General features: G+C 59.5%; 21 protein-coding genes. 6 read left to right on the top strand and 15 right to left on the bottom strand.

The window, feature by feature from the left end:
* Positions 1 to 60: 60 nt before the first annotated feature.
* From ACYAR8_RS13000 to cspD, 12 genes are all read right to left on the bottom strand, one after another.
* Positions 61 to 735 (bottom strand): NuoB/complex I 20 kDa subunit family protein, encoded by a 675-nt coding sequence (locus ACYAR8_RS13000; RefSeq protein WP_065989126.1) that lies wholly within the window; start codon positions 733 to 735, stop codon positions 61 to 63.
* 10 nt (positions 736 to 745) lie between these two features.
* Positions 746 to 1,159: an NADH-quinone oxidoreductase subunit A gene (locus ACYAR8_RS12995; RefSeq protein ID WP_037008823.1), complete on the bottom strand. Its 414-nt coding sequence runs from the start codon at positions 1,157 to 1,159 to the stop codon at positions 746 to 748.
* 516 nt (positions 1,160 to 1,675) lie between these two features.
* On the bottom strand, positions 1,676 to 3,001 hold the full coding sequence (gene aceA, locus ACYAR8_RS12990; RefSeq protein WP_108122807.1) for an isocitrate lyase: 1,326 nt from the start codon (positions 2,999 to 3,001) through the stop codon (positions 1,676 to 1,678).
* Positions 3,002 to 3,554: 553 nt separating this feature from the next.
* Positions 3,555 to 4,343: a secretin N-terminal domain-containing protein gene (locus ACYAR8_RS12985; RefSeq protein WP_463580094.1), complete on the bottom strand. Its 789-nt coding sequence runs from the start codon at positions 4,341 to 4,343 to the stop codon at positions 3,555 to 3,557.
* Between the two features lie 162 nt (positions 4,344 to 4,505).
* Positions 4,506 to 4,931 (bottom strand): GNAT family N-acetyltransferase, encoded by a 426-nt coding sequence (locus ACYAR8_RS12980; protein WP_074892011.1) that lies wholly within the window; start codon positions 4,929 to 4,931, stop codon positions 4,506 to 4,508.
* On the bottom strand, positions 4,924 to 6,090 hold the full coding sequence (locus ACYAR8_RS12975; RefSeq protein WP_074892009.1) for a ribosomal protein uL16 3-hydroxylase: 1,167 nt from the start codon (positions 6,088 to 6,090) through the stop codon (positions 4,924 to 4,926). Before ACYAR8_RS12975 ends, ACYAR8_RS12980 begins: the two co-directional genes overlap by 8 nt.
* Positions 6,091 to 6,174: 84 nt before the next feature.
* A complete protein-coding gene (gene purB / locus ACYAR8_RS12970; RefSeq protein ID WP_463580093.1) occupies positions 6,175 to 7,545 on the bottom strand; it encodes an adenylosuccinate lyase in 1,371 nt (456 codons plus the stop codon).
* Between the two features lie 132 nt (positions 7,546 to 7,677).
* Positions 7,678 to 8,298 carry a high frequency lysogenization protein HflD gene (gene hflD / locus ACYAR8_RS12965; protein WP_122536337.1) on the bottom strand — a complete coding sequence of 207 codons (621 nt, stop codon included), beginning with the start codon at positions 8,296 to 8,298 and terminating at the stop codon, positions 7,678 to 7,680.
* Positions 8,298 to 9,428 carry a tRNA 2-thiouridine(34) synthase MnmA gene (gene mnmA, locus ACYAR8_RS12960; RefSeq protein ID WP_074892003.1) on the bottom strand — a complete coding sequence of 377 codons (1,131 nt, stop codon included), beginning with the start codon at positions 9,426 to 9,428 and terminating at the stop codon, positions 8,298 to 8,300. The genes hflD and mnmA overlap by 1 nt, the downstream gene beginning before the upstream one ends.
* Positions 9,429 to 9,762: 334 nt before the next feature.
* Entirely contained in the window at positions 9,763 to 10,203 is a 441-nt protein-coding gene (locus ACYAR8_RS12955; protein WP_463580092.1) for an NUDIX hydrolase, read from the bottom strand.
* Between the two features lie 196 nt (positions 10,204 to 10,399).
* On the bottom strand, positions 10,400 to 12,625 hold the full coding sequence (locus tag ACYAR8_RS12950; protein WP_463580091.1) for an NADP-dependent isocitrate dehydrogenase: 2,226 nt from the start codon (positions 12,623 to 12,625) through the stop codon (positions 10,400 to 10,402).
* A gap of 597 nt (positions 12,626 to 13,222) precedes the next feature.
* Complete coding sequence (gene cspD, locus ACYAR8_RS12945) at positions 13,223 to 13,489, bottom strand: cold shock domain-containing protein CspD (RefSeq protein ID WP_463580090.1); 267 nt, start codon at positions 13,487 to 13,489, stop codon at positions 13,223 to 13,225.
* A 222-nt stretch (positions 13,490 to 13,711) separates the two neighbouring features.
* On the opposite strand from cspD, the gene clpS reads away from it, so the two are divergent.
* Positions 13,712 to 14,074 carry an ATP-dependent Clp protease adapter ClpS gene (gene clpS / locus ACYAR8_RS12940; protein WP_074891995.1) on the top strand — a complete coding sequence of 121 codons (363 nt, stop codon included), beginning with the start codon at positions 13,712 to 13,714 and terminating at the stop codon, positions 14,072 to 14,074.
* 30 nt (positions 14,075 to 14,104) lie between these two features.
* Positions 14,105 to 16,375, top strand: coding sequence for an ATP-dependent Clp protease ATP-binding subunit ClpA (gene clpA, locus ACYAR8_RS12935; RefSeq protein ID WP_065989148.1), 2,271 nt, complete (start codon positions 14,105 to 14,107; stop codon positions 16,373 to 16,375).
* A 289-nt stretch (positions 16,376 to 16,664) separates the two neighbouring features.
* On the opposite strand, the gene infA is transcribed toward clpA, so the two are convergent.
* The 3 genes from infA to aat all read right to left on the bottom strand — a co-directional run bounded on the left by infA (position 16,665) and on the right by aat (position 18,429).
* On the bottom strand, positions 16,665 to 16,883 hold the full coding sequence (gene infA, locus ACYAR8_RS12930; RefSeq protein WP_002553999.1) for a translation initiation factor IF-1: 219 nt from the start codon (positions 16,881 to 16,883) through the stop codon (positions 16,665 to 16,667).
* A gap of 101 nt (positions 16,884 to 16,984) precedes the next feature.
* Positions 16,985 to 17,692 (bottom strand): arginyltransferase, encoded by a 708-nt coding sequence (locus tag ACYAR8_RS12925; protein ID WP_065989154.1) that lies wholly within the window; start codon positions 17,690 to 17,692, stop codon positions 16,985 to 16,987.
* A gap of 47 nt (positions 17,693 to 17,739) precedes the next feature.
* Positions 17,740 to 18,429 carry a leucyl/phenylalanyl-tRNA--protein transferase gene (gene aat, locus ACYAR8_RS12920; protein WP_463580089.1) on the bottom strand — a complete coding sequence of 230 codons (690 nt, stop codon included), beginning with the start codon at positions 18,427 to 18,429 and terminating at the stop codon, positions 17,740 to 17,742.
* Between the two features lie 442 nt (positions 18,430 to 18,871).
* Here aat and ACYAR8_RS12915 point away from each other — a divergent pair, with 442 nt between their 5' ends.
* From ACYAR8_RS12915 to crcB, 4 genes are all read left to right on the top strand, one after another.
* On the top strand, positions 18,872 to 21,310 hold the full coding sequence (locus ACYAR8_RS12915) for a DNA translocase FtsK (RefSeq protein WP_463580088.1): 2,439 nt from the start codon (positions 18,872 to 18,874) through the stop codon (positions 21,308 to 21,310).
* A gap of 76 nt (positions 21,311 to 21,386) precedes the next feature.
* The gene (gene lolA, locus ACYAR8_RS12910) at positions 21,387 to 22,010 is read left to right on the top strand and encodes an outer membrane lipoprotein periplasmic chaperone LolA (RefSeq protein WP_074891990.1); all 624 of its coding nucleotides are present in this window, start codon (positions 21,387 to 21,389) and stop codon (positions 22,008 to 22,010) included.
* Positions 22,011 to 22,028: 18 nt separating this feature from the next.
* On the top strand, positions 22,029 to 23,351 hold the full coding sequence (locus tag ACYAR8_RS12905; protein ID WP_074891988.1) for a replication-associated recombination protein A: 1,323 nt from the start codon (positions 22,029 to 22,031) through the stop codon (positions 23,349 to 23,351).
* Positions 23,351 to 23,725 (top strand): fluoride efflux transporter CrcB, encoded by a 375-nt coding sequence (crcB, locus tag ACYAR8_RS12900; protein WP_065989163.1) that lies wholly within the window; start codon positions 23,351 to 23,353, stop codon positions 23,723 to 23,725. The genes ACYAR8_RS12905 and crcB overlap by 1 nt, the downstream gene beginning before the upstream one ends.
* Position 23,726: the final 1 nt, after the last annotated feature.

Raw genomic sequence — 23,726 nt, 5'->3', positions numbered from 1 at the left:
ATCGGTCAACGTACAGAATGAACCCAGGTTCAGGCTTCTTTTTGTAAAAGAAAAACTGGATCAGACTTCGTCGGGGCTGCGCAGGTTGGTCACCGCGATACGCTGTTCGCGGCGCTGTTCCTTCTGCGACGGCATCTCGGCGCGATAAACGCCCTGGTCACCGACGACCCAGGAAAGGGGACGACGCTCCTGGCCAATGGATTCCTGCAAGAGCATCAAGCCTTGCAGAAATGCCTCTGGACGGGGCGGGCAGCCGGGCACGTAAACATCCACAGGGAGGAATTTATCCACGCCCTGAACCACGGAATAGATGTCGTACATGCCACCGGAGTTGGCACAGGCGCCCATGGAGATCACCCACTTGGGCTCCAGCATTTGCTCATAGAGACGCTGGATGATAGGGGCCATCTTCAGAAACGGTGTGCCGGCGATCACCATGAAATCCGCCTGACGCGGCGATGCCCGGATCACTTCGGCGCCAAAGCGCGCGATGTCGTGGGGCGCCGTGAAGGCGGTGGTCATTTCCACATAGCAGCACGACAGACCGAAGTTGTACGGCCAAAGGGAGTTCTTGCGACCCCAGTTGACCGCACCGTTCAGTACGTCTTCAAGCTTGCCCATGTAGATGTTTTTGTGGACTTGGTCTTCTAACGGATCGGAAACGACTTCGCGTTCGCCGATGGGGTACTGCTCGTTAGGAGCATCCGGGTCGATCCTGGTGAGATTATATTGCATTGCCAAAGCCTCATTGTTTTAGCTTCGCCTGCCGGTTACGACGACCAACGGGAGCCCAATCGAGCGCCCCTACCCGCCATAGGTAGACAAGACCTGCCAACAGAATTGCTATGAAAACGAGCGCTTCGGCGAAGCCGGTCCAGCCGCTTTCGCGGACGGACACAGACCAGGCGTACAGAAAGAGGGCTTCAATGTCGAAAATCACGAACAACATCGCGACCAGATAGAATTTTGCCGAGAGCCGCAGACGGGCGCCGCCGGTGGGCAGCATGCCGGATTCGAACGGTTCGTTTTTGCTGCGGCCCCAGGCTTTGGAGCCCAGCAGGCTGGACAGACCGAGCATGAAGGCGCAGAGGCCGACGACACCAAGGAGAAACACGGCGAAGCCCCAATTGTGGGCAATCAATCCTGTCGAGTCGGGCATGCTGGCAGTCCTTAACAGAGAGCAAAGGTCTCTGGGCTTGAAAGAAGTAGAAGCAGTGACGATATGTCGCAGTGCGATCAATCCCGGGATTTTATGTGCAAAAGGAGGGCAAGTAAATTTTCTGCATCAAATTTATTCGAAGGATTAATGAGATAGGTCACGGTTTTCATGCGTAGCCCCAGCAGGGGCGGGCGTTGAAGGCAGTTTGGATAAATATGTATCGTAGGGCAGGGGGGGCAATTAGCCAGCGCTTAAATGATAATAAATATCATTTGGAAGGGTGTCTGTGGTGTGTCACCGGCATGTGACGAAGTTCCCATTAATTATCAGGTCGAAGTTAGCGGGTTATTGCTTGCCTGATTAATTAACTTTTATGAGGTGATGGGAGTTGTCTATCGCCAATGGTTGACTGTTAACGTAGGTTAATTCCGGGATAGCCAGCAGAACGCCGCCCGAAGGCGGCTCCTGTATTCGGTAGGACCGTCGTTCACCACGAAGCCAGCGGTTCGAACAGCGTCAATGGAACTGTTCTTCCTCCGTCGACCCGGTCAATGCGGTCACTGAAGACTTGCCGCCCTGGATGACCGTGGTCATGTCATCGAAGTAGCCAGTGCCCACTTCCTGCTGGTGCGCCACGAACGTGTAGCCCTTCGCGGCGTCGGCGAACTCCTGTTCTTGCAGTTTTACGTAGGCAGTCATGTCGTTGCGGGCGTAGTCGTGCGCCAGGTTGAACATGCTGTGCCACATGTTGTGGATGCCTGCCAGCGTAATGAACTGATGCTTGTAGCCCATTGCTGAAAGCTCGCGCTGGAATTTGGCGATAGTCGCGTCGTCCAGGTTCTTCTTCCAGTTGAAGGAAGGCGAGCAGTTGTAGGACAGCAGCTGATCCGGGTATTCCTTTTTGATCGCCTCGGCGAAGCGACGGGCCTCGTCCAGATCCGGCTTGGCGGTTTCACACCAGATCAGATCGGCATATGGCGCGTACGCCAGGCCGCGGGCAATCGCCTGGTCCAGGCCGGCCCGTACTTTGTAGAAGCCTTCCGGCGTGCGGGTCCCGGTCACGAACGGCTGGTCGTACGGGTCGCAGTCCGACGTCAGCAGGTCCGCAGCGTTGGCGTCGGTGCGCGCCAGAATAATGGTCGGCACGCCGGCAACGTCAGCCGCCAGGCGGGCGGCCACCAGCTTCTGTACCGCTTCCTGGGTGGGGACCAGAACCTTGCCGCCCATATGGCCGCATTTTTTCACCGAGGCCAGTTGGTCTTCGAAGTGCACGCCGGCAGCGCCTGCCTCGATCATGCTCTTCATCAGCTCATAAGCGTTGAGCACGCCGCCGAAACCAGCTTCGGCGTCGGCAACGATCGGCGCGAAGTAATCGATATAGCCTTCGTCCCCCGGGTTCTTGCCGGCTTTCCACTGGATCTGGTCGGCGCGGCGGAACGAGTTGTTGATCCGCTTGACCACCGTTGGCACCGAGTCCACCGGATACAGCGACTGATCGGGGTACATCGATTCGGCGGAGTTGTTGTCCGCCGCGACTTGCCAGCCAGACAGGTAGATCGCCTGGATGCCGGCTTTGACTTGTTGCACGGCCTGGCCACCGGTGAGTGCGCCCATGCAGTTGACGAAATCCTTGTCGGGACGGAAGGAAGGCCGGGCGCCCTGAGTTACCAGGTTCCACAGCTTGTCAGCGCCCAGCTTTGCAAACGTGTGTTCAGGCTGAACCGAGCCACGCAGGCGGACGACGTCAGCAGCGGAATAGGTGCGGGTTACGCCTTTCCAGCGTGGATTCTCGGCCCAGTCTTTCTCGATGGCTGCAATTTGTTGTTCGCGTGTCAGTGCCATGGGGTAAACCTCGTTGCTTGGTGTTGTGGGTCTTGAGGTGAAGCTCCTTGCTTCGCCGGCGCCGGTCTTTCTTCAAGGCGCACTGATGGCTGCTCGCTGAATCGGAGAGCATGCTTTTCTCAGTCAGGTTATTCGCCATCGAGATGATGAGGCGATGAAGCTGCCTTGTGGGCGTAAATGACGCTAATCGGCACGAACGTGTTGAGTTCGGGCGCGATCAGGAGGCGTTCTGCACAGCCTCTGATCAGCGGGAGCGAGGCCATCATGCCTCGGCAATTTTGCCTCGTCAAACACTTTGTAGTGCCTTTTTAGTCGCACTACATCTTTCGTCTAATGCGACTCGTCGGTCAGTTTCGGGCGGCCAAGTGCTGGAAGGGGAAGTCACCGTGAATACGGGGCGGTCACAGGAGAGGGACTAGATGTAGTGCCGGATCGGGCACTACATTTATCAGTGAGGCCGTTGCGTCTCAGGATCGATGTCATTACCTACGTCTGGTGCGAAATCCTACAGATTGCAGGGCGTCGATTCAGTGGAGGCGTAAACGATGTCCCCTCAATCCAGGCTATCGACCTTCACCCGCAGCTGCATGTCGTTGCTGCCCTGTGTCGAGTAACGTCGGACGACGCCGTGTTCGTCGGCACGGGACTGATCGCTGGCGCCGGCCAGCGTGATCCACTCACCCAGCCGACCACTGACTTGCGTGTCGGTACTCTGCACCTTGATCGCGTCAGCCTGTTGCTGGCTCATGCGGTCGTTGTTGGTGCTGATGTTCAGATGGACGATGTCGCCGGTGACCGTCGCCGTGACATAGAAGCCCTGGGTCACGTTGCGGTATTGCGTGTTGGTCTGCGGGTAGCCATAGCCGTCGGACTGAACCGAGGTGATCGGTATGCTCTGGCCCATCTGGATCAGCGCCGGCGTCCCTTCGTTGGCCTGAACCTGTTGCACGCCACCCTCGCGGCTGGCGGTGCCGTAATTCTGGATGCGCGTCCGGCCGTCGGCGCTGATGCGTCCGTCCTGGGAGCGCACGGTGCCGTTGACCGAGTAGCCCTGGTCGCTCTGCACCGTGCTGTCGCTGGTGTCGACGCTGATCATCAGACGCTTGGGCGCCGTGTCGAGCTGGCCGAGGAGGTCGCGCAGTTCGCTGATCTTGTCCGGTTCGGCGTTGATGATGAGCTTGTTGCCATAGGCATTGACGCTGCCTTCGTTGCCCAGGAACGACTTCACGGTGGGCAGCAAATCGTCGCTGGTGCGGTAATTCAGGGGGATGACTTCAGTGGCGGCCGCGGCCGTGAAGCTGCAAGCCAACAGCAGTGAAGCGAGCAGGGTGCGTAATGACATCGGTGTGGTCTCCGCGAGGGTCGCGTCTGAACGACGAGTTTGCCAGTTTGTCGGCCTGGGCAGCACCAAGTTGAATCGCAGACAGCAAAACGCCCCGGTGCTTTTGTTTCAGCTTAGGCAGCTGAAGCGCGAACGCCGGGGCGCAAATGTCGCCAGGTGCAGTCAGTGCGAGTTGCGCACCATGTCCACATGGGGAAGGCCGGCTTCGAGAAACTCGTCGCTCACCACGGTAAAGCCAAAGCGCTCATACAGCGCCGTGGCATGAACCTGTGCGCTGAGCCGCGTCTGTTTCAGGTCGCGGCGCTGTGCTTCGGCGAGGATCGCGGTGATCAACGCCTCACCCACGTTCAGGCCGCGCCAGTCCTTGAGCACGGACAGTCGGCCGAATTCACCATCGGGCAGCAAGCGCGCGGTGCCCACGGCGTAATCCCCTTCAAGCGCCAGAAAATGCAGGGCGCCTGCATCTTCCGAGTCCCATTCCAGTTCGGGCGGAACCGACTGTTCAAACACGAACACGGCGTCACGAATTCGCCGAATGTCGGCGTTGTCTTTCTGCCAGTCGGCTACCCGTACGTGGATCTTATTCATCAGCAAACCCCAGACTTCCTTGTTTGACCAGCTCACAGAGCAGGTTACGTCCATCGTCATCTGCCAGCCATTGGCCAAGATTGTCGATGTGCAGCGCATCGGCTGCGCAGATCATTTTCAGCAGTTCACGCAGATGGCCCGGCAACAGACGGCTCTGACCGCTGGCGAACAGCAGCAGGTCGTCGTCGACTTCCGACCACGCCAGTCGCGCGCTCGGATTGCGGATCAGCACGGCGCCCTGTTCCAGGCTGTCGAGCAGCTCGCTCTCGGCCAGTTCCGGGCCAACCACCAACTCGGGATAACGAGGCTCGGTCATGAACTGGCCGAACCAGGTCAGCAGCAAGCGCTCGTCACCCATGTGCTCGGCCAGCAAACCTTTCAGGCGGTCGAGGGCGTCGTGCTGAATCTGGTGAGGATCGCTGACCGGCTGCGCGTCGGCGTCGGTGTAGCGCTCTTCTTCAGGCATGAACTGGCTGAGGAAGTCTGTGAAATGGGTCAGCACCTCGGCAGCGCTTGGCGCGCGGAAGCCGACCGAGTAGGTCAGGCACTCATCCACCGCGACGCCGCAGTGGGCCAGGCGCGGCGGCAGGTAGAGCATGTCGCCCGGTTCCAGCGTCCACTCGTCCGTACCCTGGAAGTCGGCGAGGATGCGCAGGTCGGCGTGCTCGAGCAGTTTGCTCTCGGAGTCGCACATCTGGCCGATCTGCCAGTGACGCTTGCCGTGGCCCTGCAGCAGGAACACGTCGTAGTTGTCGAAATGCGGACCCACGCTGCCACCCGGCGCGGCGTAGCTGATCATCACGTCATCGATGCGCCAGCTCGGCAGGAAGCGGAAGTTTTCCAGTAATTCGCTGACTTCAGGCACGAACTGATCCACGGCCTGCACCAGCAAGGTCCACTCGCGTTCCGGCAGTTTGCTGAAGTCGTCCTCGGCGAACGGGCCGCGGCGCAGCTCCCACGGACGCTCGCCTTTCTCGAGGACCAGGCGCGATTCGACTTCTTCTTCCAGTGCCAGGCCGGCCAGTTCGTCGGCATCGATCGGGCTCTGGAAGTCTGGAATGGCCTGACGAATCAGCAAAGGTTTCTTCTGCCAGTAGTCACGCAGGAACTCGCGCGCTGTGATGCCACCTAGGAGCTGAAGAGGGATGTCAGGATTCATGTGTAACCTATTGAAAAAACGAGTTTTTACGGCGGGAATAAAAACGCCCGGCTCAGCCGGGCGTTCAGAGCGGGTGCAATGCGGTCAGATGCGCTTGGCTTGCGCCACGGCGTTGCCGATGTAGTTCGCCGGCGTGAGCTTCTTCAGCTCGGCCTTGGCTTCGGCAGGCATTTCCAGACCGTCGATGAAGGTCAGCAGCGCTTCGGGGCCGATGCCCTTGCCGCGCGTCAATTCCTTGAGTTTCTCGTACGGGTTCTCGATGTCGTAGCGACGCATGACCGTCTGGATCGGCTCGGCCAGGACTTCCCAGCAAGCGTCCAGATCGGCGGCGATCTTCTGCTCGTTGAGTTCCAGCTTGCTGATGCCTTTCAGGCTCGCTTCGTAGGCAATCACGCTGTGAGCGAAGCCCACGCCGAGGTTGCGCAGCACGGTGGAGTCGGTCAGGTCACGCTGCCAGCGGGAGATCGGCAATTTGCTGGCCAGATGCTGGAACAGTGCATTGGCGATGCCGAGGTTGCCTTCGGAGTTTTCGAAGTCGATCGGGTTGACCTTGTGCGGCATGGTCGACGAACCGATTTCACCGGCGATGGTGCGCTGCTTGAAATAGCCCAGGGAGATGTAGCCCCAGATGTCGCGGTCAAAGTCGATCAGGATCGTGTTGTAACGGGCGATCGCGTCGAACAGCTCGGCGATGTAATCGTGCGGTTCGATCTGCGTGGTGTAGGGATTGAAGCCCAGACCCAGCTCGTCTTCGATGAAGGCGCGGGCGTTGGCTTCCCAGTCGATGTCCGGGTAGGCCGACAGGTGCGCGTTGTAGTTGCCGACGGCGCCGTTGATCTTGCCCAGCAGCGGCACGGCGGCCACTTGAGCGATCTGGCGCTCCAGACGGTAAACAACGTTGGCCAGTTCCTTGCCCAGGGTCGTCGGCGAGGCCGGCTGACCGTGGGTGCGCGAGAGCATCGGTACGGCGGCGAAGCGGATGGCCAGCTCGCGGATGGACTCGGCGATCTGACGCATCAGCGGCAGCAGCACGGTGTCACGGCCTTCACGCAGCATCAGCGCGTGGGACAGATTGTTGATGTCTTCGCTGGTGCAGGCAAAGTGGATGAACTCGCTGACCTTGGCCAGCTCCGGCAATTTCGCAGCCTGCTCCTTGAGCAGGTACTCGATGGCTTTGACGTCGTGGTTGGTGGTGCGCTCGATCTCTTTCACGCGCTCGGCGTGCTCGAGGGCGAAGTCATTGGCCAGGGCATCGAGGATGGCGTTGGCTTCGGCGGAGAACGCCGGGACTTCAGGGATTTGCGGGTGAGACGCCAGGCGTTGCAGCCAGCGTACTTCCACCAGGGCGCGGAAACGGATCAGGCCGTATTCGCTGAAAATCGGGCGCAGGGCCTGGGTTTTGCCGGCGTAGCGGCCATCTACAGGGGAAACCGCAGTGAGCGAAGAAAGCTGCATGGGGTGTTCTCGGACTGTCAGGCGACGAAAAGGGGCGCGTATCATACATGAAAAATCCGGCCAGCCGAGGCTGGCTGACCGCTATGAGTCGCGCGATGTCGGGTTCGGAGCGAACCGAGTGACGTTGATCACTCAGCGGTGAAGCAATGGATACAGTTCTTTCAATAACTTGCGGCGGCTGATGACCAGTTGCCAGCGGTGACCGCCCACTTGTCGCCAAAGTCGCGCACAGCGAATCCCGGCCAGCAGCAGGGCGCGGATTTTCGAAGCGTTGTTGGGTTGCTGCAGATTGCGCATGTCGCCGTGGACCTGAATCCGCTGACGCAAGGTGCTCAGGGTGTCCTGATACAGCGCGCCGCTGGCGGCAATCACGTTCTCGTGAGCGATACCAAAATGCTCGACCTGGGATTTGATCTGCGGCAGGCGCTTGCCAATGGTGTCGAGCATGTCGTCGCGCTTGGACAGTTGACGCTCCAGGCCCAGCATCGCCAGGGCATAACGCAATGGTTCCCGTTGCAGCGTGGCCGGATCGCGTTCCAGGGCGCTGGCGAGGGCGCGATAGCCCTCATGCAGATTCAGGTCGTCGCCCCCAAACACGTCCAGCGTGTCTTTCGGGTCCATGACCAGCAGCGTGCCCATCAGGCAACCAACGGCTGCTTCACCGGCCTGTCCGGTCTTGGCGATGCGATCGACCAGCACCGCAGCCTGAAAAACCCCGGCCAGGGCGACAAGTTGTTCCTGAATCGGGGTCATCAACGTGCATTCCTGGTATGCCACGGCTCGGCGATTTCGATGACGCCGCCACCCAGGCATACCTCGCCGTCGTAAAACACGACGGACTGGCCCGGGGTGACCGCGCGTTGCGGCTCGTCGAAGGTGGCGCGATAACCGGTTTCAGTGCGTTCCAGGGTGCAGCGCTGGTCGCTCTGGCGGTAGCGCACTTTGGCGGTCAGCTGGCGCGGACTGCTCAGGTCGATCGGGTTGACCCAATAGATCTCAGAGGCGAGCAGGGCGCGGGAGAACAGCCACGGATGCTCGTTGCCCTGGCCGACGATCAGCTCGTTGTGCTCCAGGTCCTTGACCAGCACGTACCACGGCTCATCACCGGCATCCTTCAGGCCACCGATGCCCAGGCCCTGACGCTGGCCGATGGTGTGGTACATCAAGCCGGCGTGGCGACCGATGACTTCGCCTTCGGTGGTCTTGATTTCGCCGGGCTGCGCAGGCAGGTATTGCTTGAGGAAGTCGGTGAAACGACGCTCGCCGATGAAACAGATACCGGTCGAGTCCTTCTTCTTCGCGGTCGCCAGCTGGTATTTCTCGGCAATAGCGCGGACCTCGGGCTTCTCCAGTTCACCGACCGGGAACAGGGTTTTGGCGATCTGCTCACCGCCAACGGCATGCAGGAAGTAGCTCTGGTCTTTGTTCGGGTCCAGGCCCTTGAGCAGTTCGGTGCGGCCGTCGATATCGCGGCGACGCACGTAATGCCCGGTGGCGATCAGGTCGGCGCCGAGCATGAAGGCGTAGTCTAGGAAAGCTTTGAACTTGATCTCGCGGTTGCACAGGATGTCCGGGTTCGGCGTGCGCCCGGCCTTGTATTCTTCGAGGAAGTGCTCGAAGACGTGATCCCAGTACTCGGCCGCGAAATTCACGGTGTGCAGTTTGATGCCGATCTTGTCGCACACGGCCTGGGCGTCCGCGAGGTCGTCCATGGCGGTGCAGTATTCCGTTCCGTCGTCTTCTTCCCAGTTCTTCATGAACAGGCCTTCCACCTGATACCCCTGCTCCATGAGCAGAAGGGCGGAGACCGAAGAATCCACGCCGCCGGACATGCCGACAATGACGCGCTTCTTTTCTGTATCGGAAAAGGCTGAATCAGACATAGGAATTCGATTGGGTAGCAGCAGGAAAGGGCGCGATTCTAACAGGGAGTCGGCGCCAAGGCTAAAAGCTATTCAGTTGCGCTGACGCAAGGGATTAGTAGGACCGGCTTCAGCCGGGAAGAGGCCTGAATGAACACCCTGAATGTTGCGGTGTGACATCTGACGCTTTCCCGGCTAAAGCCGGTCCTACGAGATGCATACGGTCTGTAGGGCTGGCTTTAGCCGGGAAGAGGCCTTAATGATGATCCTCAATTTGGCGGTGCGACATCGGACGCCTTCCCGGCTAAAGCCGGTCCTACACGATGCGTACGGTCTGTAGGACCGAAGAGGCCAGTCAGTCGCGTACAACCTCCAGGCTGTGGATCGGTCCTGCAAGGTAGTCATCGATGCATTGCAAGACCAGCTCGCTGCGCCAGCGCTCCGGTTGGCTGGCGAGTTCGTCACGGCTGAACCAGGGCGCGCCGACGATGCCGGTGTCCAATGCTCGCTCGGGGTGGTGTTGCACCGCTTTGGCCGAAAAACACACGCGCTGATAGGTCACGCCATTGCTCGGTGCGGTGTACAGGTAAATGCCGACGACGCCGGTCAGTTCGACGTCCCAGCCGGTTTCTTCCAGGGTTTCGCGAATGGCCGCTTCACGCAGCGTCTCATCAGGCTCCAGGTGCCCGGCAGGCTGATTGAGCACCAGCTTGCCGTTTTTCAATTCTTCGACGAACAGGAAGCGGCCGTTGTCTTCGATGACGGTCGCGACGGTGATGTGGGGGTGCCAGGTCATTGGGGCTTCTCGTTATCTGTAGGAGCCATCCGAGTTTACGAGGGGCGCGAAGCGGAGTGACAGATAAACCGCTTTGGCGACCGTCGTAGCCTCCGATGGCTCCTACAGGGATGGTGACAGCAAAAAAAAGCCCCGGCGCAATGGCCAGGGCTTTCTTATCGCACTAGACAGCTCTTCAGCCGCCGGTCGCCGTGCCTTACTTCAACGCGTTGATCGCGTCGTTCAGGGTTTTGCTTGGGCGCATGGCGTTGCTGGCCAGTTCCGGGGTAGGGAAGTAGTAGCCGCCGATGTCCAATGGCTTGCCCTGTACGCTGTTCAGTTCGGCGACGATGGTCGCTTCGTTGGCAGTCAGGGTTTTTGCCAGCTCGGTGAACTTGGCTTGCAGCGCCGTATCTTCGGTCTGTGCCGCCAGCGCCTGAGCCCAGTAGGTGGCCAGGTAGAAGTGGCTGCCACGGTTGTCGATACCGCCGACCTTGCGCGATGGCGACTTGTTGTTGTCCAGGAACTGACCGGTGGCCTTGTCCAGGGCTTTTGCAAGTACCAGCGCTTTCGGGTTGTCGTAGACGTTGCCCAGGTGTTCGAGAGAAGCGGCCAGTGCCAGGAATTCGCCCAGCGAATCCCAGCGCAGGAAGTTTTCTTCGTTCAGCTGTTGAACGTGCTTCGGCGCCGAACCACCTGCGCCGGTTTCGAACAGACCACCGCCACTCATCAGCGGCACGATGGACAGCATCTTGGCGCTGGTGCCCAGTTCCATGATCGGGAACAGGTCGGTCAGGTAGTCGCGCAGCACGTTGCCGGTCACCGAAATGGTGTCCTTGCCCGCGCGGATACGCTCCAGGGAAACTTTCATCGCGTCGACTGGCGACTGGATGCTGATGTCCAGGCCTGCGGTGTCGTGATCCTTCAGGTAGTGCTCGACCTTCTTGATCATCGCCGCGTCGTGGGCGCGCTCAGGGTCCAGCCAGAAAATGGCCGGGGTGCCGCTCAGGCGCGAACGGTTGACGGCCAGTTTGACCCAGTCCTGAATCGGTGCGTCCTTGGTCTGGCACATGCGCCAGATGTCGCCGGCTTCAACGTTCTGTTCCATGAGGACCTGACCTTTGTCGTCGGTCACACGGACCACGCCATCGGTTTCGATCTGGAAGGTTTTGTTGTGCGAGCCGTACTCTTCGGCTTTCTGCGCCATCAGGCCAACGTTTGGCACGCTGCCCATGGTGGTCGGGTCGAAGGCGCCGTGTTGCTTGCAGTCTTCGATCACAGCCTGATAGATGGTCGCGTAGCAACGATCCGGAATCACGGCCTTGGTGTCCTGCAGGACGCCGTCGTTGTTCCACATCTTGCCGGAATCACGAATCATCGCCGGCATCGAGGCGTCGACGATGACGTCGCTCGGCACGTGCAGGTTGGTGATGCCTTTGTCGGAGTTGACCATTGCCAGGGCAGGGCGGGTCGCGTAAACGGCTTTGACGTCCGCTTCGATCTGCGCTTGCTGGTCGGCCGGCAGGTCTTTGATGCGGGCGTACAGGTCGCCGATGCCGTTGTGCAGGTTGAAGCCGATTTCTTTCAGGACGTCAGCGTGCTTGCTCAGCGCTTCCTGATAGTACTCGGCGACGAACTCACCAAACATGATCGGGTCCGAGACCTTCATCATGGTGGCTTTCAAGTGCACGGAGAACAGCACGCCGAGCTTCTTGGCGTCTTCGATTTCACGGGCCACGAAAGCGCGCAGGGCTTTCTTGCTCATGAGGGCGCAGTCGATGATCTCGCCGGCCAGTACCGAGGTCTTGTCCTTCAGCACGGTGGTGCTGCCGTCTTTGCCGATCAGTTCGATCTTCACGGCGCCAGCGGCTTCGATCAGCGAGGATTTTTCGCTGCCGTAGAAGTCGCCGTTGTCCATGTGCGCCACGTGGGACTTGGAGTCCGCAGACCACGCACCCATTTTGTGCGGGTGCTTGCGCGCGTAGTTCTTGACGGAAAGTGGCGCTCGACGATCAGAGTTACCTTCACGCAGAACCGGGTTCACGGCGCTGCCTTTCACTTTGTCGTAGCCAGCCTGGGCAACCTTGTCGGCTTCGGTCACGACTTCATCCGGATAGTTCGGGATGTCGTAGCCCTTGGCTTGCAGTTCCTTGATCGCGGCCTTCAGCTGGGGAACCGAGGCGCTGATGTTCGGCAGCTTGATGATGTTGGCTTCAGGCGTGGTCGCCAGTTGGCCCAGCTCTGCCAGATCGTCGGAAACCTTCTTGTCGCCCAGGCGCTCGGGAAAGCTGGCGAGGATGCGGGCAGCAAGCGAGATATCGCGGGTTTCAACGGCGATGTCAGCGGAGGCGGTGAACGCTTCGATGATAGGCAGCAGTGAGTAGGTGGCGAGGGCTGGCGCTTCGTCAGTGAAGGTGTAGATGATCTTCGAGCGGTTGGACATATTCGGGATAACTCTCTTCTTTGCTGAGCGTACACAAAATTTCGAGATGCGCAGGGTAGGCACTTTCGCCCAAGGTATCGATGAGCCGAAAGTCGAGAATTTCGTCGCGTGATAGGGGGTGCATCAGTCGAGCGTCAAACGGTCGGACCCGGGTAGCGGTCTGGCCTGTCGAGGGCTGAAAGCCTGGTCTCAGGTGGTTCGGCCCCCAATGACCCAACGGTCACCGGCGCTGAGTATATCACTGCACCCGGCCATTACTACGGTACTCGTGTGACGGCTTTGCGGTGCCCGGGACCATGGTGCGGGTCTCGGGAGGTGTCATGATTTCCTCTGAAAACCCTTGAACCCTTGTATCACGGGGCCTGCGGCAACCTGTCGCAGTGGTCTGAAGCCGATGCGGCTGGTCGAGTCACCCACCGGATTTCGACTAAAGGCGCATCGGCGCCACGGCTGCGTTCGTTCACCTCTATATAGATGTACGGGATAGATGTACGGAGCGAGATCTGCGAGGCACAAAAAAAGCCGGCCAACCCTCAGCGGATTGAACGGCTTTTCGAATCTCGCGCTTGAACGGTCCGGCTCAGGCGTGATCGTGCGCTACGCGTGCTGCTTATCTAGATGTCGCTCGTGCTGGAGGACTGCTTCAGGGATATCAACGGCTGCTTTCGCACTGATGCCTACCGCATGCATTCCCTTGGGGCCTTGAATGATCTCGAACTGAACCGGCTGACCGGCCTTTAGCGTTTTATAGCCTTCCATAGTGATCGCCGAGTAGTGCGCGAACAGGTCTTCAGACTTGCCGTCTTCAACGATGAAGCCATACCCCTTGGCGTTGTTGAACCACTTGACCTTACCGCTGTGCATAGTCACATCCCTCTGCAAAGGACTCCGATGGGAGTATCATCACCTCTCATCCGCCGGACCTAAAAAATTTTGGTTGACTGCGCGGACCCTTTTTACCCAATGTGGGTTCTATTGTTTGTAACACTGATTGGCCGATAGTCAAGGTCAAGCGGCGGTCCAGTTGAAAACCGGTATCACCGCCACCACTTATTTCAATCACGTCCTCTGTGAACCTTCTTTACCATGCATGCAATCAGCAAGATTCGACTAACATTCAATCAGGATGACTCGCATCCCCATGAGGACGATGCGTCGGGCACCGCTGTACAGGAAGCCAAGCCGACATTACAGGTGCCGCCGATGTACAAGGTGCTTCTGTTTAACGATGACTACACCCCGATGGATTTCGTTGTCGAAGTGCTCGAGGTGTTTTTCAACCTGAATCGTGAGCTGGCGACCAAGGTCATGCTGGCCGTCCATACAGAGGGACGGGCCGTTTGCGGGTTGTTTACCCGCGACATTGCCGAGACCAAGGCTATGCAGGTCAACCAGTACGCCAGGGAAAGCCAGCATCCGCTACTCTGTGAAATCGAGAAGGACGGTTAACCGCCGGACACTTGGGTATGAGGTGAAGCTATGTTAAACCGTGAGCTCGAAGTCACCCTCAATCTGGCTTTCAAGGAGGCCCGCTCGAAACGTCATGAGTTCATGACCGTAGAGCATCTTCTGCTGGCCCTATTGGACAATGAGGCTGCCGCCACCGTACTGCGTGCCTGCGGCGCAAACCTCGACAAACTCAAACACGACCTCCAGGAGTTCATTGACTCCACCACGCCGCTGATCCCCGTCCACGACGAAGATCGCGAGACCCAACCTACACTCGGCTTCCAGCGCGTGCTTCAGCGCGCGGTTTTTCATGTGCAGAGCTCCGGCAAGCGGGAAGTCACTGGCGCAAACGTGCTGGTGGCAATCTTCAGCGAGCAGGAAAGCCAGGCAGTGTTCCTGCTCAAGCAGCAGAGCGTTGCCCGTATCGATGTCGTCAACTATATCGCCCACGGTATTTCCAAAGTGCCGGGGCATGGCGATCAATCTGAAGGTGAGCAAGATATGCAGGATGACGAGGGCGGTGAGTCTTCTTCCTCAGGCAATCCTCTGGATGCCTATGCGAGCAACCTGAATGAGCTGGCCCGTCAAGGCCGCATCGATCCGCTGGTAGGGCGCGAGATGGAAGTCGAGCGCGTCGCTCAGATTCTCGCGCGGCGTCGCAAGAACAACCCGCTGCTGGTGGGCGAGGCCGGGGTGGGTAAAACCGCCATTGCCGAAGGCCTGGCCAAACGCATCGTCGACAATCAGGTGCCGGACCTGCTGGCGAACAGTGTCGTGTACTCCCTCGACCTGGGCGCGCTGCTGGCCGGTACCAAGTACCGTGGCGATTTCGAGAAGCGCTTCAAGGCACTGCTCGGCGAGTTGAAGAAACGCCCGCACGCGATCCTGTTCATCGACGAAATTCACACCATTATCGGTGCGGGTGCTGCGTCAGGTGGCGTGATGGACGCCTCCAACCTGCTCAAGCCGCTGCTGTCGTCGGGTGATATCCGCTGCATCGGGTCGACCACGTTCCAGGAATTCCGCGGCATCTTCGAGAAAGACCGAGCGCTGGCTCGTCGCTTCCAGAAGGTCGACGTCTCCGAGCCTTCAGTCGAAGACACCATCGGCATTCTGCGCGGGCTGAAAGGCCGTTTCGAACAGCATCACAATATCGAATACAGCGACGAAGCCTTGCGTGCCGCTGCCGAGCTGGCATCGCGCTACATCAATGACCGTCATATGCCCGACAAGGCCATCGACGTGATTGACGAGGCGGGCGCCTATCAGCGGCTGCAACCGGTGGAAATGCGCGTTAAGCGTATTGAAGTGCCACAGGTTGAAGACATCGTGGCGAAGATCGCGCGGATTCCTCCAAAGCACGTCAACAGCTCCGACAAAGAGTTGCTGCGTAACCTGGAGCGCGACCTGAAGCTGACGGTGTTCGGTCAGGATGCAGCCATCGACTCGTTGTCCACCGCGATCAAACTGTCGCGTGCAGGCCTCAAGTCGCCGGACAAGCCGGTCGGTTCCTTCCTGTTCGCCGGTCCAACCGGTGTCGGCAAGACCGAAGCAGCGCGTCAGTTGGCCAAGGCGCTGGGTATCGAGCTGGTGCGTTTCGATATGTCCGAGTACATGGAGCGTCACACCGTATCGCGTCTGATCGGTGCGCCGCCGGGCTATGTCGGATTTGATCAGGGCGGGCTGCTGACTGAAGCGGTCACCAAACAGCCACATTGCGTGCTGCTGCTCGATGAGATCGAGAAGGCGCACCCGGAAGTCTTCAACCTGCTCCTGCAGGTCATGGACCACGGGACGCTGACCGACAACAACGGGCGCAAGGCGGACTTCCGCAATGTGATCGTGATCATGACCACCAACGCCGGTGCTGAAACGGCGGCGCGGGCTTCTATCGGTTTCACCCATCAGGATCACTCTTCTGATGCGATGGAAGTGATCAAGAAGAGCTTCACGCCGGAATTCCGCAACCGTCTGGACACCATCATTCAATTCGGTCGCCTCAGCCATGAGGTTATCAAGAGCGTGGTGGACAAGTTCCTTACCGAACTTCAGGCGCAGCTGGAAGACAAGCGTGTACTGCTGGAAGTGACCGAGGCGGCGAGAGGTTATCTGGCCGAAGGTGGTTACGACGCGGCGATGGGCGCACGTCCGATGGCGCGTCTGATCCAGGACAAGATCAAGCGTCCGCTGGCCGAAGAGATCCTTTTTGGCGAGTTGTCCGAGCATGGCGGTGTGGTGCACATCGACTTCAAGGACGGCGAGATCACGTTCGATTATGAAACCACGGCTGAAATGGCCTGACGTTTCTAGTCACTGCAACGAACCTGAAAGGTGCCGATCGGCGCCTTTTTTGTTGGGTGCAAATTGGCCGAACTCTTGTAGGCGTGAGCTTGCTCGCGATTGCGATTTGTCTGAGACACGTGAGGTGACTGACACGGCGCCATCGCGAGCAAGCTCACTCCTGCATTTGTTGAAGCGTGCCGCGGTCTGAAGGACCGCGTGATCCGCCTGGTTCCTTGCCGGGGTGCATGGCTGAATGTCACGCACACAAAAACGCCCGGCATGTGCCGGGCGTTTTTGTTAAGACCTGTTAGCGGGCGCGGTAAGTGATGCGCCCTTTGCTCAGGTCGTAGGGCGTCAGCTCAACGCGGACCTTGTCGCCGGTAAGAATGCGGATGTAGTTCTTGCGCATCTTGCCGGAGATGTGCGCGGTTACGACGTGCCCATTTTCCAACTCCACACGGAACATGGTGTTGGGCAGGGTGTCGACGACAGTGCCTTCCATTTCGAAGCTGTCTTCTTTCGACATGCAGTAAAGCCCTCGGTATCCAATGAATGGCCCGGTGCAAACGGCAGCCAGGCAAAAGCGGGCTGCATTGTGCCCGAAAATTGAGGTTTAAGCCAAGGGCTTCAGTAAAGAGTGACCCATCTTTGATTGGTGAGCAGTTCGATGGGGCGATATTGGGTCTTGTAATTCATCTTTTTGCAGTTCTTTATCCAGTAGCCGAGGTACACCGCATGCAATTGCATGCGTGCGGCTTCGGCGATCTGCCAGAGAATCGCGTACCGCCCGAGGCTGCGACGCTCTTCCGATGGCTCGTAGAACGTGTAGACGGCCGAAAGCCCGTTGGGCAGCAGGTCGGTGACGGCCACGGCGAGCAGCCGGCCTTCCAGGCGGAATTCGTAAAAACGCGAAAACGGCAGGTCGCGGACCAGAAAGGTGGAAAACTGGTCGCGGCTCGGGGGAAACATATCGCCATCGGCATGGCGCTGCTCAATGTAGCGCTGATACAGATCGAAGTATTCCTCGCTGAAATGCGGCTTGGTGCTCGTCACTTCGAGGTCGGCGTTCCTTTTGAAGATACGTTTTTGCTGACGATCGGGCACGAACAGTCCGACAGGAATGCGCGCAGGCACACAGGCGCTGCAGTTCTGGCAGTGCGGACGGTAAAGATGATCGCCACTGCGGCGAAACCCCATGTCCGAGAGATCGGCATAGACCTGGACGTCCATCGGCTGGCTGGGGTCGAGAAACAGCGTGGTGGCTTGTTCCTCGGGCAGGTAGCTACAGGAGTGGGGTTGAGTGGCATAAAACTTCAGCCGCGCCAGCTCGGTCATGATCAACCCTCGAGAAAAACTTTAGATGTGAGTGTAAGCCAGCCCAATCAAACTCGCCTAGGCGCCCAGTCGCTGGAATTGCTCGCGTCGAGGTGTTTATGCAGATAGTCGGCGAACGTCTGGCGCGCAATCGAGCGCGCGCCAAGGCTTAGCAGGTGATCAGTAGGCATTTGGCAATCAATCAGAACAAAACCTGATTCTTTCAAGTATTCGACCAACGTTGCGAAGCCGACCTTGGAGGCGTTGTCGGCGCGGCTGAACATTGATTCGCCGAAAAACAGCTGACCCATCGCCAAGCCGTACAGACCGCCTACCAGTGCATCGCCGTCCCAGACTTCGACGCTGTGGGCGAAGCCGCGCGCGTGCAGTTCAATGTAAGCCGCCTGCATGGAGCCGGTGATCCACGTGCCGTCGGCGTAGGCCCGTGGTTCGGCGCACGCTTGAATGACCGCCGCGAAATCCTGGTCGAAGGTGACCCGGTAACGCCCCTGGCGCAGCAGCTTGCTCAGACTGCGCGATACATGAAGCTCATCCGGAAACAGCACGGTACGCGGGTCCGGCGACCACCAGAGAATCGGCTGGCCTTGCTGATACCAGGGGAAACAGCCATGGCGGTACGCAGCGATCAGGCGATCGGCGGACAGATCGCCGCCGCCGGCCAACAGTCCGTTGGGCTCGCGCATGGCTTTTTCCAGCGGGGGGAAATCAAGGGTGTCGCGTTGTAACCAGGTCAGCATGGCATCCAGACTTTACGAGAGGGGAGGGGAGTCAGCGCAGGCTTGCAGCTGCGTGCTGCAACTCTCTATTGCAGACGGGGTCACAAGCCGCTTGATCGCGCCTGGATGTTGGACCACAAGGTTTCTTCATCCAGGCATGGCCTTTTGACAGTTCAAGAGGGAAGGAAGAACACCCTATAAGTCTTTGTCAGCAAAGAAAATGCGTGTTCATCTTGTCAGCGGCCTGCGAAGCTTGAACATCTGCAAGCTGCGCGCCAGACTAGCCTAGCGCGCGGCGCGCAAATCCGTACAATGCCGATGTTGTTTAACCTCATTTCAAGTCACCTGTCGAGCGTGCGTTATCGCAGGCACGGTTTTCACGATCGTCAGGCCGCTTTTCAGGCCGAAGTTCGGGAAAGCCACTGCCATTTCGTCCAGGCAGTCGTACACAGTCAATCATCAGATGTTCGCGCTTGCGCGCAGGAATTTAAGCGTTTTGAAGAAATCCACCATAGCACCCACCCCCGTTCCGCTCTGGCGGCAACACCTGCACTACCGGCTCAAGGAAGGTGCACTGATCGCGTTTGGCGCGCTGTGTCTGTATCTGATCATGGCGCTGCTGACCTACGACCAGGGCGATCCGGGCTGGAGTCACACGAGCAGTTCGGCCCAGGTACAGAACGCCGCAGGCCTTGCCGGCGCTTACTCCGCCGACATCCTGTTCATGATCCTCGGCTACTTCGCCTACATCTTCCCGTTGCTGCTGGGGGTCAAGGCCTATCAGGTTTTCCGCCAGCGCCATGAGCCGTGGCAATGGAGCGGCTGGCTGTTTTCCTGGCGCATGATCGGTCTGGTGTTTCTCGTGCTGGCGGGTGCTTCCCTGGCGCATTTGCACTTTCATTCGGCGTCGGGCCTGCCGGGTTCGGCCGGCGGCGTTCTGGGCGAGGTGCTGGGCGATCTGGCCAAGCGTGCGCTGAATGTTCAGGGCAGCACGCTGCTGTTCATCGCCTTGTTTCTGTTCGGTCTGACCGTGTTCACCGATCTGTCCTGGTTCAAGGTCATGGACAACACCGGCAAGATCACCCTGGACCTGATTGAACTGTTCACCGGCTCATTGAACCGCTGGTGGACCGCCCGCAACGAGCGCAAGCAGATGGTGGCTCAGTTGCGTGAAGTCGACATGCGTGTCGACGAAGTGGTCGCTCCGGTTGCCCCGGATCGACGCGAGCAGGCCAAGGCCAAAGAACGCCTCATCGAGCGCGAGCAGGCGCTGACTGAGCACATGGTCGCCCGTGAGAAGCACGTGCCCGCCGTCATCGCCCCGGCACCGCCACGCGCGCCCGAGCCGAGCAAGCGCGTGCAGAAAGAGAAGCAGGCGCCGTTGTTCGTCGACAGCGCCGTGGAAGGCACTTTGCCGCCCATCTCGATCCTCGACCCGGCTGAGAAAAAGCAGCTCAACTATTCGCCTGAATCGCTGGCGGCGGTGGGGCATCTGCTGGAGATCAAGCTCAAGGAGTTTGGCGTCGAAGTCACCGTGGACTCGATTCATCCAGGGCCGGTGATTACCCGTTACGAAATCCAGCCGGCTGCCGGCGTGAAAGTCAGCCGCATTTCAAACCTGGCTAAAGACCTCGCACGCTCCCTGGCAGTGACCAGTGTCCGTGTGGTCGAGGTCATTCCCGGCAAGACCACCGTCGGTATCGAGATCCCCAACGAGGATCGCCAGATCGTGCGCTTCTCCGAGGTCCTCTCGACGCCGGAATACGACGACGCGAAATCGCCGGTCACCCTGGCGCTGGGTCACGACATCGGCGGCAAGCCGGTTATCACCGACCTCGCCAAGATGCCGCACCTGCTGGTGGCCGGTACTACCGGTTCCGGTAAGTCGGTGGGCGTGAACGCCATGATCCTGTCGATCCTGTTCAAGTCCGGTCCGGAAGACGCCAAGCTGATCATGATCGACCCGAAAATGCTCGAGCTGTCGATCTACGAAGGCATCCCGCATTTGCTGTGCCCCGTGGTCACTGACATGAAGGACGCCGCCAATGCCCTGCGCTGGTCGGTGGCTGAAATGGAACGCCGCTACAAGCTGATGGCCAAGATGGGCGTGCGTAACCTGTCTGGCTTCAACCAGAAGGTGCGTGAAGCAGAGGAGGCCGGCACGCCGCTGTCCGATCCGCTGTACCACCGTGAAAGCATTCACGATGAAGCGCCGCTGCTGACCAAGTTGCCGACCATCGTTGTGGTGGTCGACGAATTCGCCGACATGATGATGATCGTCGGCAAGAAGGTCGAAGAACTCATCGCCCGTATTGCCCAGAAGGCCCGTGCGGCAGGTATCCACCTGATTCTTGCGACCCAGCGACCTTCGGTGGACGTGATCACCGGCCTGATCAAGGCGAACATCCCGACGCGCATGGCGTTCCAGGTGTCGAGCAAGATTGACTCCCGGACCATCATCGACCAGGGCGGCGCCGAACAATTGCTCGGTCACGGCGACATGCTCTACATGCCTCCGGGCACCAGCCTGCCGATTCGTGTGCACGGCGCGTTCGTGTCGGACGAAGAGGTTCACCGCGTCGTTGAGGCGTGGAAGCTGCGTGGCACGCCAAACTACAACGATGACATTCTGGCCGGCGTTGAAGAGCCGGGCAGCGGCTTCGATGGCGGTGGCGGCGGCGGTGATGGCGAAGACAGCGAAAGCGATGCGCTGTACGACGAGGCCGTCAAGTTCGTGCTGGAAAGCCGTCGTGCGTCGATCTCTGCAGTACAGCGCAAGCTGAAGATTGGCTATAACCGCGCCGCGCGCATGATTGAAACCATGGAAAACGCCGGCGTCGTAACGCCGATGAACACCAACGGCTCGCGTGAAGTGATTGCGCCGGCCCCTGTGCGTGACTGACACTTCCCGGTCACGCGTTACCGGGCGTTGCCATCGCGGCGGCGCCCGGCTTCAACCACACTCAAAGAGGAATCCCATGCGTCTTATCCGCATGCTGTTGGTATCTGCACTGGCTTTTTCCGCTCTATCGGCCCACGCCGACAGCAAGGACGTGGCACGTCTGACCCAACTGCTGGAAAACTCGAAAACCCTGAGCGGGCGCTTCTCCCAGCTCACCCTCGACGGTGGCGGCACGCAGTTGCAGGAAACCACCGGCGAAATGACCTTGCAGCGCCCGGGCCTGTTCTACTGGCATACCGACGCGCCGCAGGAGCAACTGATGGTGTCCGACGGCAAGAAGGTTTCCCTCTGGGACCCTGACCTGGAGCAGGTCACCATCAAGACCCTCGACCAGCGTCTGACCCAGACCCCGGCGCTGCTGCTGTCCGGCGACGTCTCAAAAATCAGCGAAAGCTTCGACATCACTGCCAAGGAAGCGGGCGGCGTGATCGACTTCGTGCTCAAGCCTAAATCCAAGGACACCCTGTTCGATAGCCTGCGCCTGTCCTTTCGCAACGGCATGATCAACGACATGCAACTGATCGACAGCGTCGGCCAGCGCACCAACATCCTGTTCACCGGCGTCAAGGCCAACGAGCCTGTCGCGGCGAGCAAATTCCAGTTCCAGATCCCGAAGGGCGCTGACGTCATTCAGGAATAAAAGGGGTTCACCTGTTTCATGGACCTGTTCAGCACCGAACCGATCGCGCAACCGTTGGCCGCCCGCCTGCGAGCGACCAATCTGGATGAGTACGTCGGCCAGCAGCACCTGCTTGCCCACGGCAAGCCGCTGCGTGAAGCGCTGGAGCAGGGCGCCCTGCATTCGATGATTTTCTGGGGACCGCCCGGCGTGGGCAAAACCACCCTGGCGCGGTTGCTGGCAAAAGTCTCCGACGCGCATTTTGAAACGGTGTCGGCGGTGCTGGCGGGGGTCAAAGAGATCCGCCAGGCGGTGGAGATCGCCAAGCAACAGGCGGGTCAATACGGCCGCCGCACCATTCTGTTCGTCGACGAAGTACACCGCTTCAACAAGTCGCAGCAGGATGCGTTTCTGCCCTACGTCGAAGATGGCACGCTGATCTTCATCGGCGCCACCACCGAAAACCCTTCTTTCGAGCTCAACAACGCGCTGCTCTCCCGCGCCCGTGTCTACGTGCTCAAGAGCCTGGACGAAGGAGCGCTGCGTCAGTTGGTCAACCGCGCGCTGAACGAAGAGCGCGGGCTGGGCAATCGGCATCTGACCCTGGGTGACGAGGCGTTCAAGACGCTTCTGGCCGCAGCGGATGGCGATGGTCGGCGGATGCTCAATCTGCTGGAGAACGCCTCGGACCTGGCGGAAGACGGCAGCGAAATCGATCCCGAGTTGCTGCAAAGCCTGCTCGGTGACAGCCGCCGTCGCTTCGACAAGGGCGGCGAAGCGTTCTACGACCAGATTTCCGCGCTGCACAAATCCATTCGCGGCTCCAATCCAGACGCTGCGCTGTACTGGTTCGCGCGGATGATCGACGGCGGCTGCGACCCGTTGTATCTGGCGCGGCGCGTGGTGCGCATGGCCAGCGAAGACATCGGTAACGCCGATCCACGCGCCTTGCCGCTGTGCATGTCGGCGTGGGATGTGCAGGAACGCCTCGGCAGCCCGGAAGGCGAGTTGGCCGTGGCCCAGGCCATCGTGTATCTGGCTTGCGCGCCGAAGAGCAACGCCGTGTACATGGGTTTTAAAATGGCCATGCGCGAAGCCACCGAGCACGGCTCGCTTGAGGTCCCGCTGCACCTGCGCAACGCGCCGACCAAGCTGATGAAGCAGCTGGGCTACGGCGAAGAATACCGCTACGCCCACGACGAGCCGGATGCCTACGCAGCGGGTGAGGATTACTTTCCCGACGAACTCGAGCCGCGCCAGTATTACCAGCCGGTCCCTCGTGGGCTTGAGCTGAAGATCGGCGAAAAGCTCAAACACCTGTCGGCGCTTGACCGCGCCAGCCCTCGTCAACGGAGAAAATAGTGATTCAGTTGATTCTTGCCGTGTCCGCCGGTGGCGTCGCTGGTACATTACTGCGTTTCGCTACGGCTAACGTGGTGGCTGCGAACTGGCCGCGCTATTTCTACACGGCGACATTGGCGGTGAACCTGGTGGGCTGCCTGCTGATCGGTCTGCTCTACGGGCTTTTTTTGATTCGCCCTGAGGTCCCGATCGAGTTGCGCGCCGGATTGATGGTGGGATTCCTCGGTGGTTTGACGACGTTTTCGTCTTTCTCACTGGACACGATTCGTCTGCTTGAAAGCGGCCAGGCTCCTCTGGCCATTGGCTACGCCCTCATCAGCGTACTGGGCGGGCTGCTCGCGACATGGGCTGGCCTGTCTTTGACCCGAATTTAAT

The sequence above is a fragment of the Pseudomonas sp. HP_01 genome, assembly GCF_055284355.1.
Note: the sequence above shows the minus strand (reverse complement) of the source record. Positions and strands in the feature narration are given on the sequence as shown.

What these genes read in the sequence shown, in the direction of transcription:
- aceA (WP_108122807.1), bottom strand. Translation starts at nt 3,001, where the DNA reads ATGGCACTGACACGCGAACAACAAATTGCAGCCATCGAGAAAGACTGG.
- ACYAR8_RS12925 (WP_065989154.1), bottom strand. Translation starts at nt 17,692, where the DNA reads ATGACCGAGCTGGCGCGGCTGAAGTTTTATGCCACTCAACCCCACTCC.
- ACYAR8_RS12905 (WP_074891988.1), top strand. Translation starts at nt 22,029, where the DNA reads ATGGACCTGTTCAGCACCGAACCGATCGCGCAACCGTTGGCCGCCCGC.
- infA (WP_002553999.1), bottom strand. Translation starts at nt 16,883, where the DNA reads ATGTCGAAAGAAGACAGCTTCGAAATGGAAGGCACTGTCGTCGACACC.
- mnmA (WP_074892003.1), bottom strand. Translation starts at nt 9,428, where the DNA reads ATGTCTGATTCAGCCTTTTCCGATACAGAAAAGAAGCGCGTCATTGTC.
- ACYAR8_RS13000 (WP_065989126.1), bottom strand. Translation starts at nt 735, where the DNA reads ATGCAATATAATCTCACCAGGATCGACCCGGATGCTCCTAACGAGCAG.
- ACYAR8_RS12915 (WP_463580088.1), top strand. Translation starts at nt 18,872, where the DNA reads ATGTTCGCGCTTGCGCGCAGGAATTTAAGCGTTTTGAAGAAATCCACC.
- ACYAR8_RS12995 (WP_037008823.1), bottom strand. Translation starts at nt 1,159, where the DNA reads ATGCCCGACTCGACAGGATTGATTGCCCACAATTGGGGCTTCGCCGTG.
- hflD (WP_122536337.1), bottom strand. Translation starts at nt 8,298, where the DNA reads ATGACCCCGATTCAGGAACAACTTGTCGCCCTGGCCGGGGTTTTTCAG.
- clpS (WP_074891995.1), top strand. Translation starts at nt 13,712, where the DNA reads ATGCATGCAATCAGCAAGATTCGACTAACATTCAATCAGGATGACTCG.
- ACYAR8_RS12985 (WP_463580094.1), bottom strand. Translation starts at nt 4,343, where the DNA reads ATGTCATTACGCACCCTGCTCGCTTCACTGCTGTTGGCTTGCAGCTTC.
- cspD (WP_463580090.1), bottom strand. Translation starts at nt 13,489, where the DNA reads ATGCACAGCGGTAAGGTCAAGTGGTTCAACAACGCCAAGGGGTATGGC.
- ACYAR8_RS12975 (WP_074892009.1), bottom strand. Translation starts at nt 6,090, where the DNA reads ATGAATCCTGACATCCCTCTTCAGCTCCTAGGTGGCATCACAGCGCGC.
- ACYAR8_RS12950 (WP_463580091.1), bottom strand. Translation starts at nt 12,625, where the DNA reads ATGTCCAACCGCTCGAAGATCATCTACACCTTCACTGACGAAGCGCCA.
- aat (WP_463580089.1), bottom strand. Translation starts at nt 18,429, where the DNA reads ATGCTGACCTGGTTACAACGCGACACCCTTGATTTCCCCCCGCTGGAA.
- purB (WP_463580093.1), bottom strand. Translation starts at nt 7,545, where the DNA reads ATGCAGCTTTCTTCGCTCACTGCGGTTTCCCCTGTAGATGGCCGCTAC.
- ACYAR8_RS12980 (WP_074892011.1), bottom strand. Translation starts at nt 4,931, where the DNA reads ATGAATAAGATCCACGTACGGGTAGCCGACTGGCAGAAAGACAACGCC.
- clpA (WP_065989148.1), top strand. Translation starts at nt 14,105, where the DNA reads ATGTTAAACCGTGAGCTCGAAGTCACCCTCAATCTGGCTTTCAAGGAG.
- lolA (WP_074891990.1), top strand. Translation starts at nt 21,387, where the DNA reads ATGCGTCTTATCCGCATGCTGTTGGTATCTGCACTGGCTTTTTCCGCT.
- ACYAR8_RS12955 (WP_463580092.1), bottom strand. Translation starts at nt 10,203, where the DNA reads ATGACCTGGCACCCCCACATCACCGTCGCGACCGTCATCGAAGACAAC.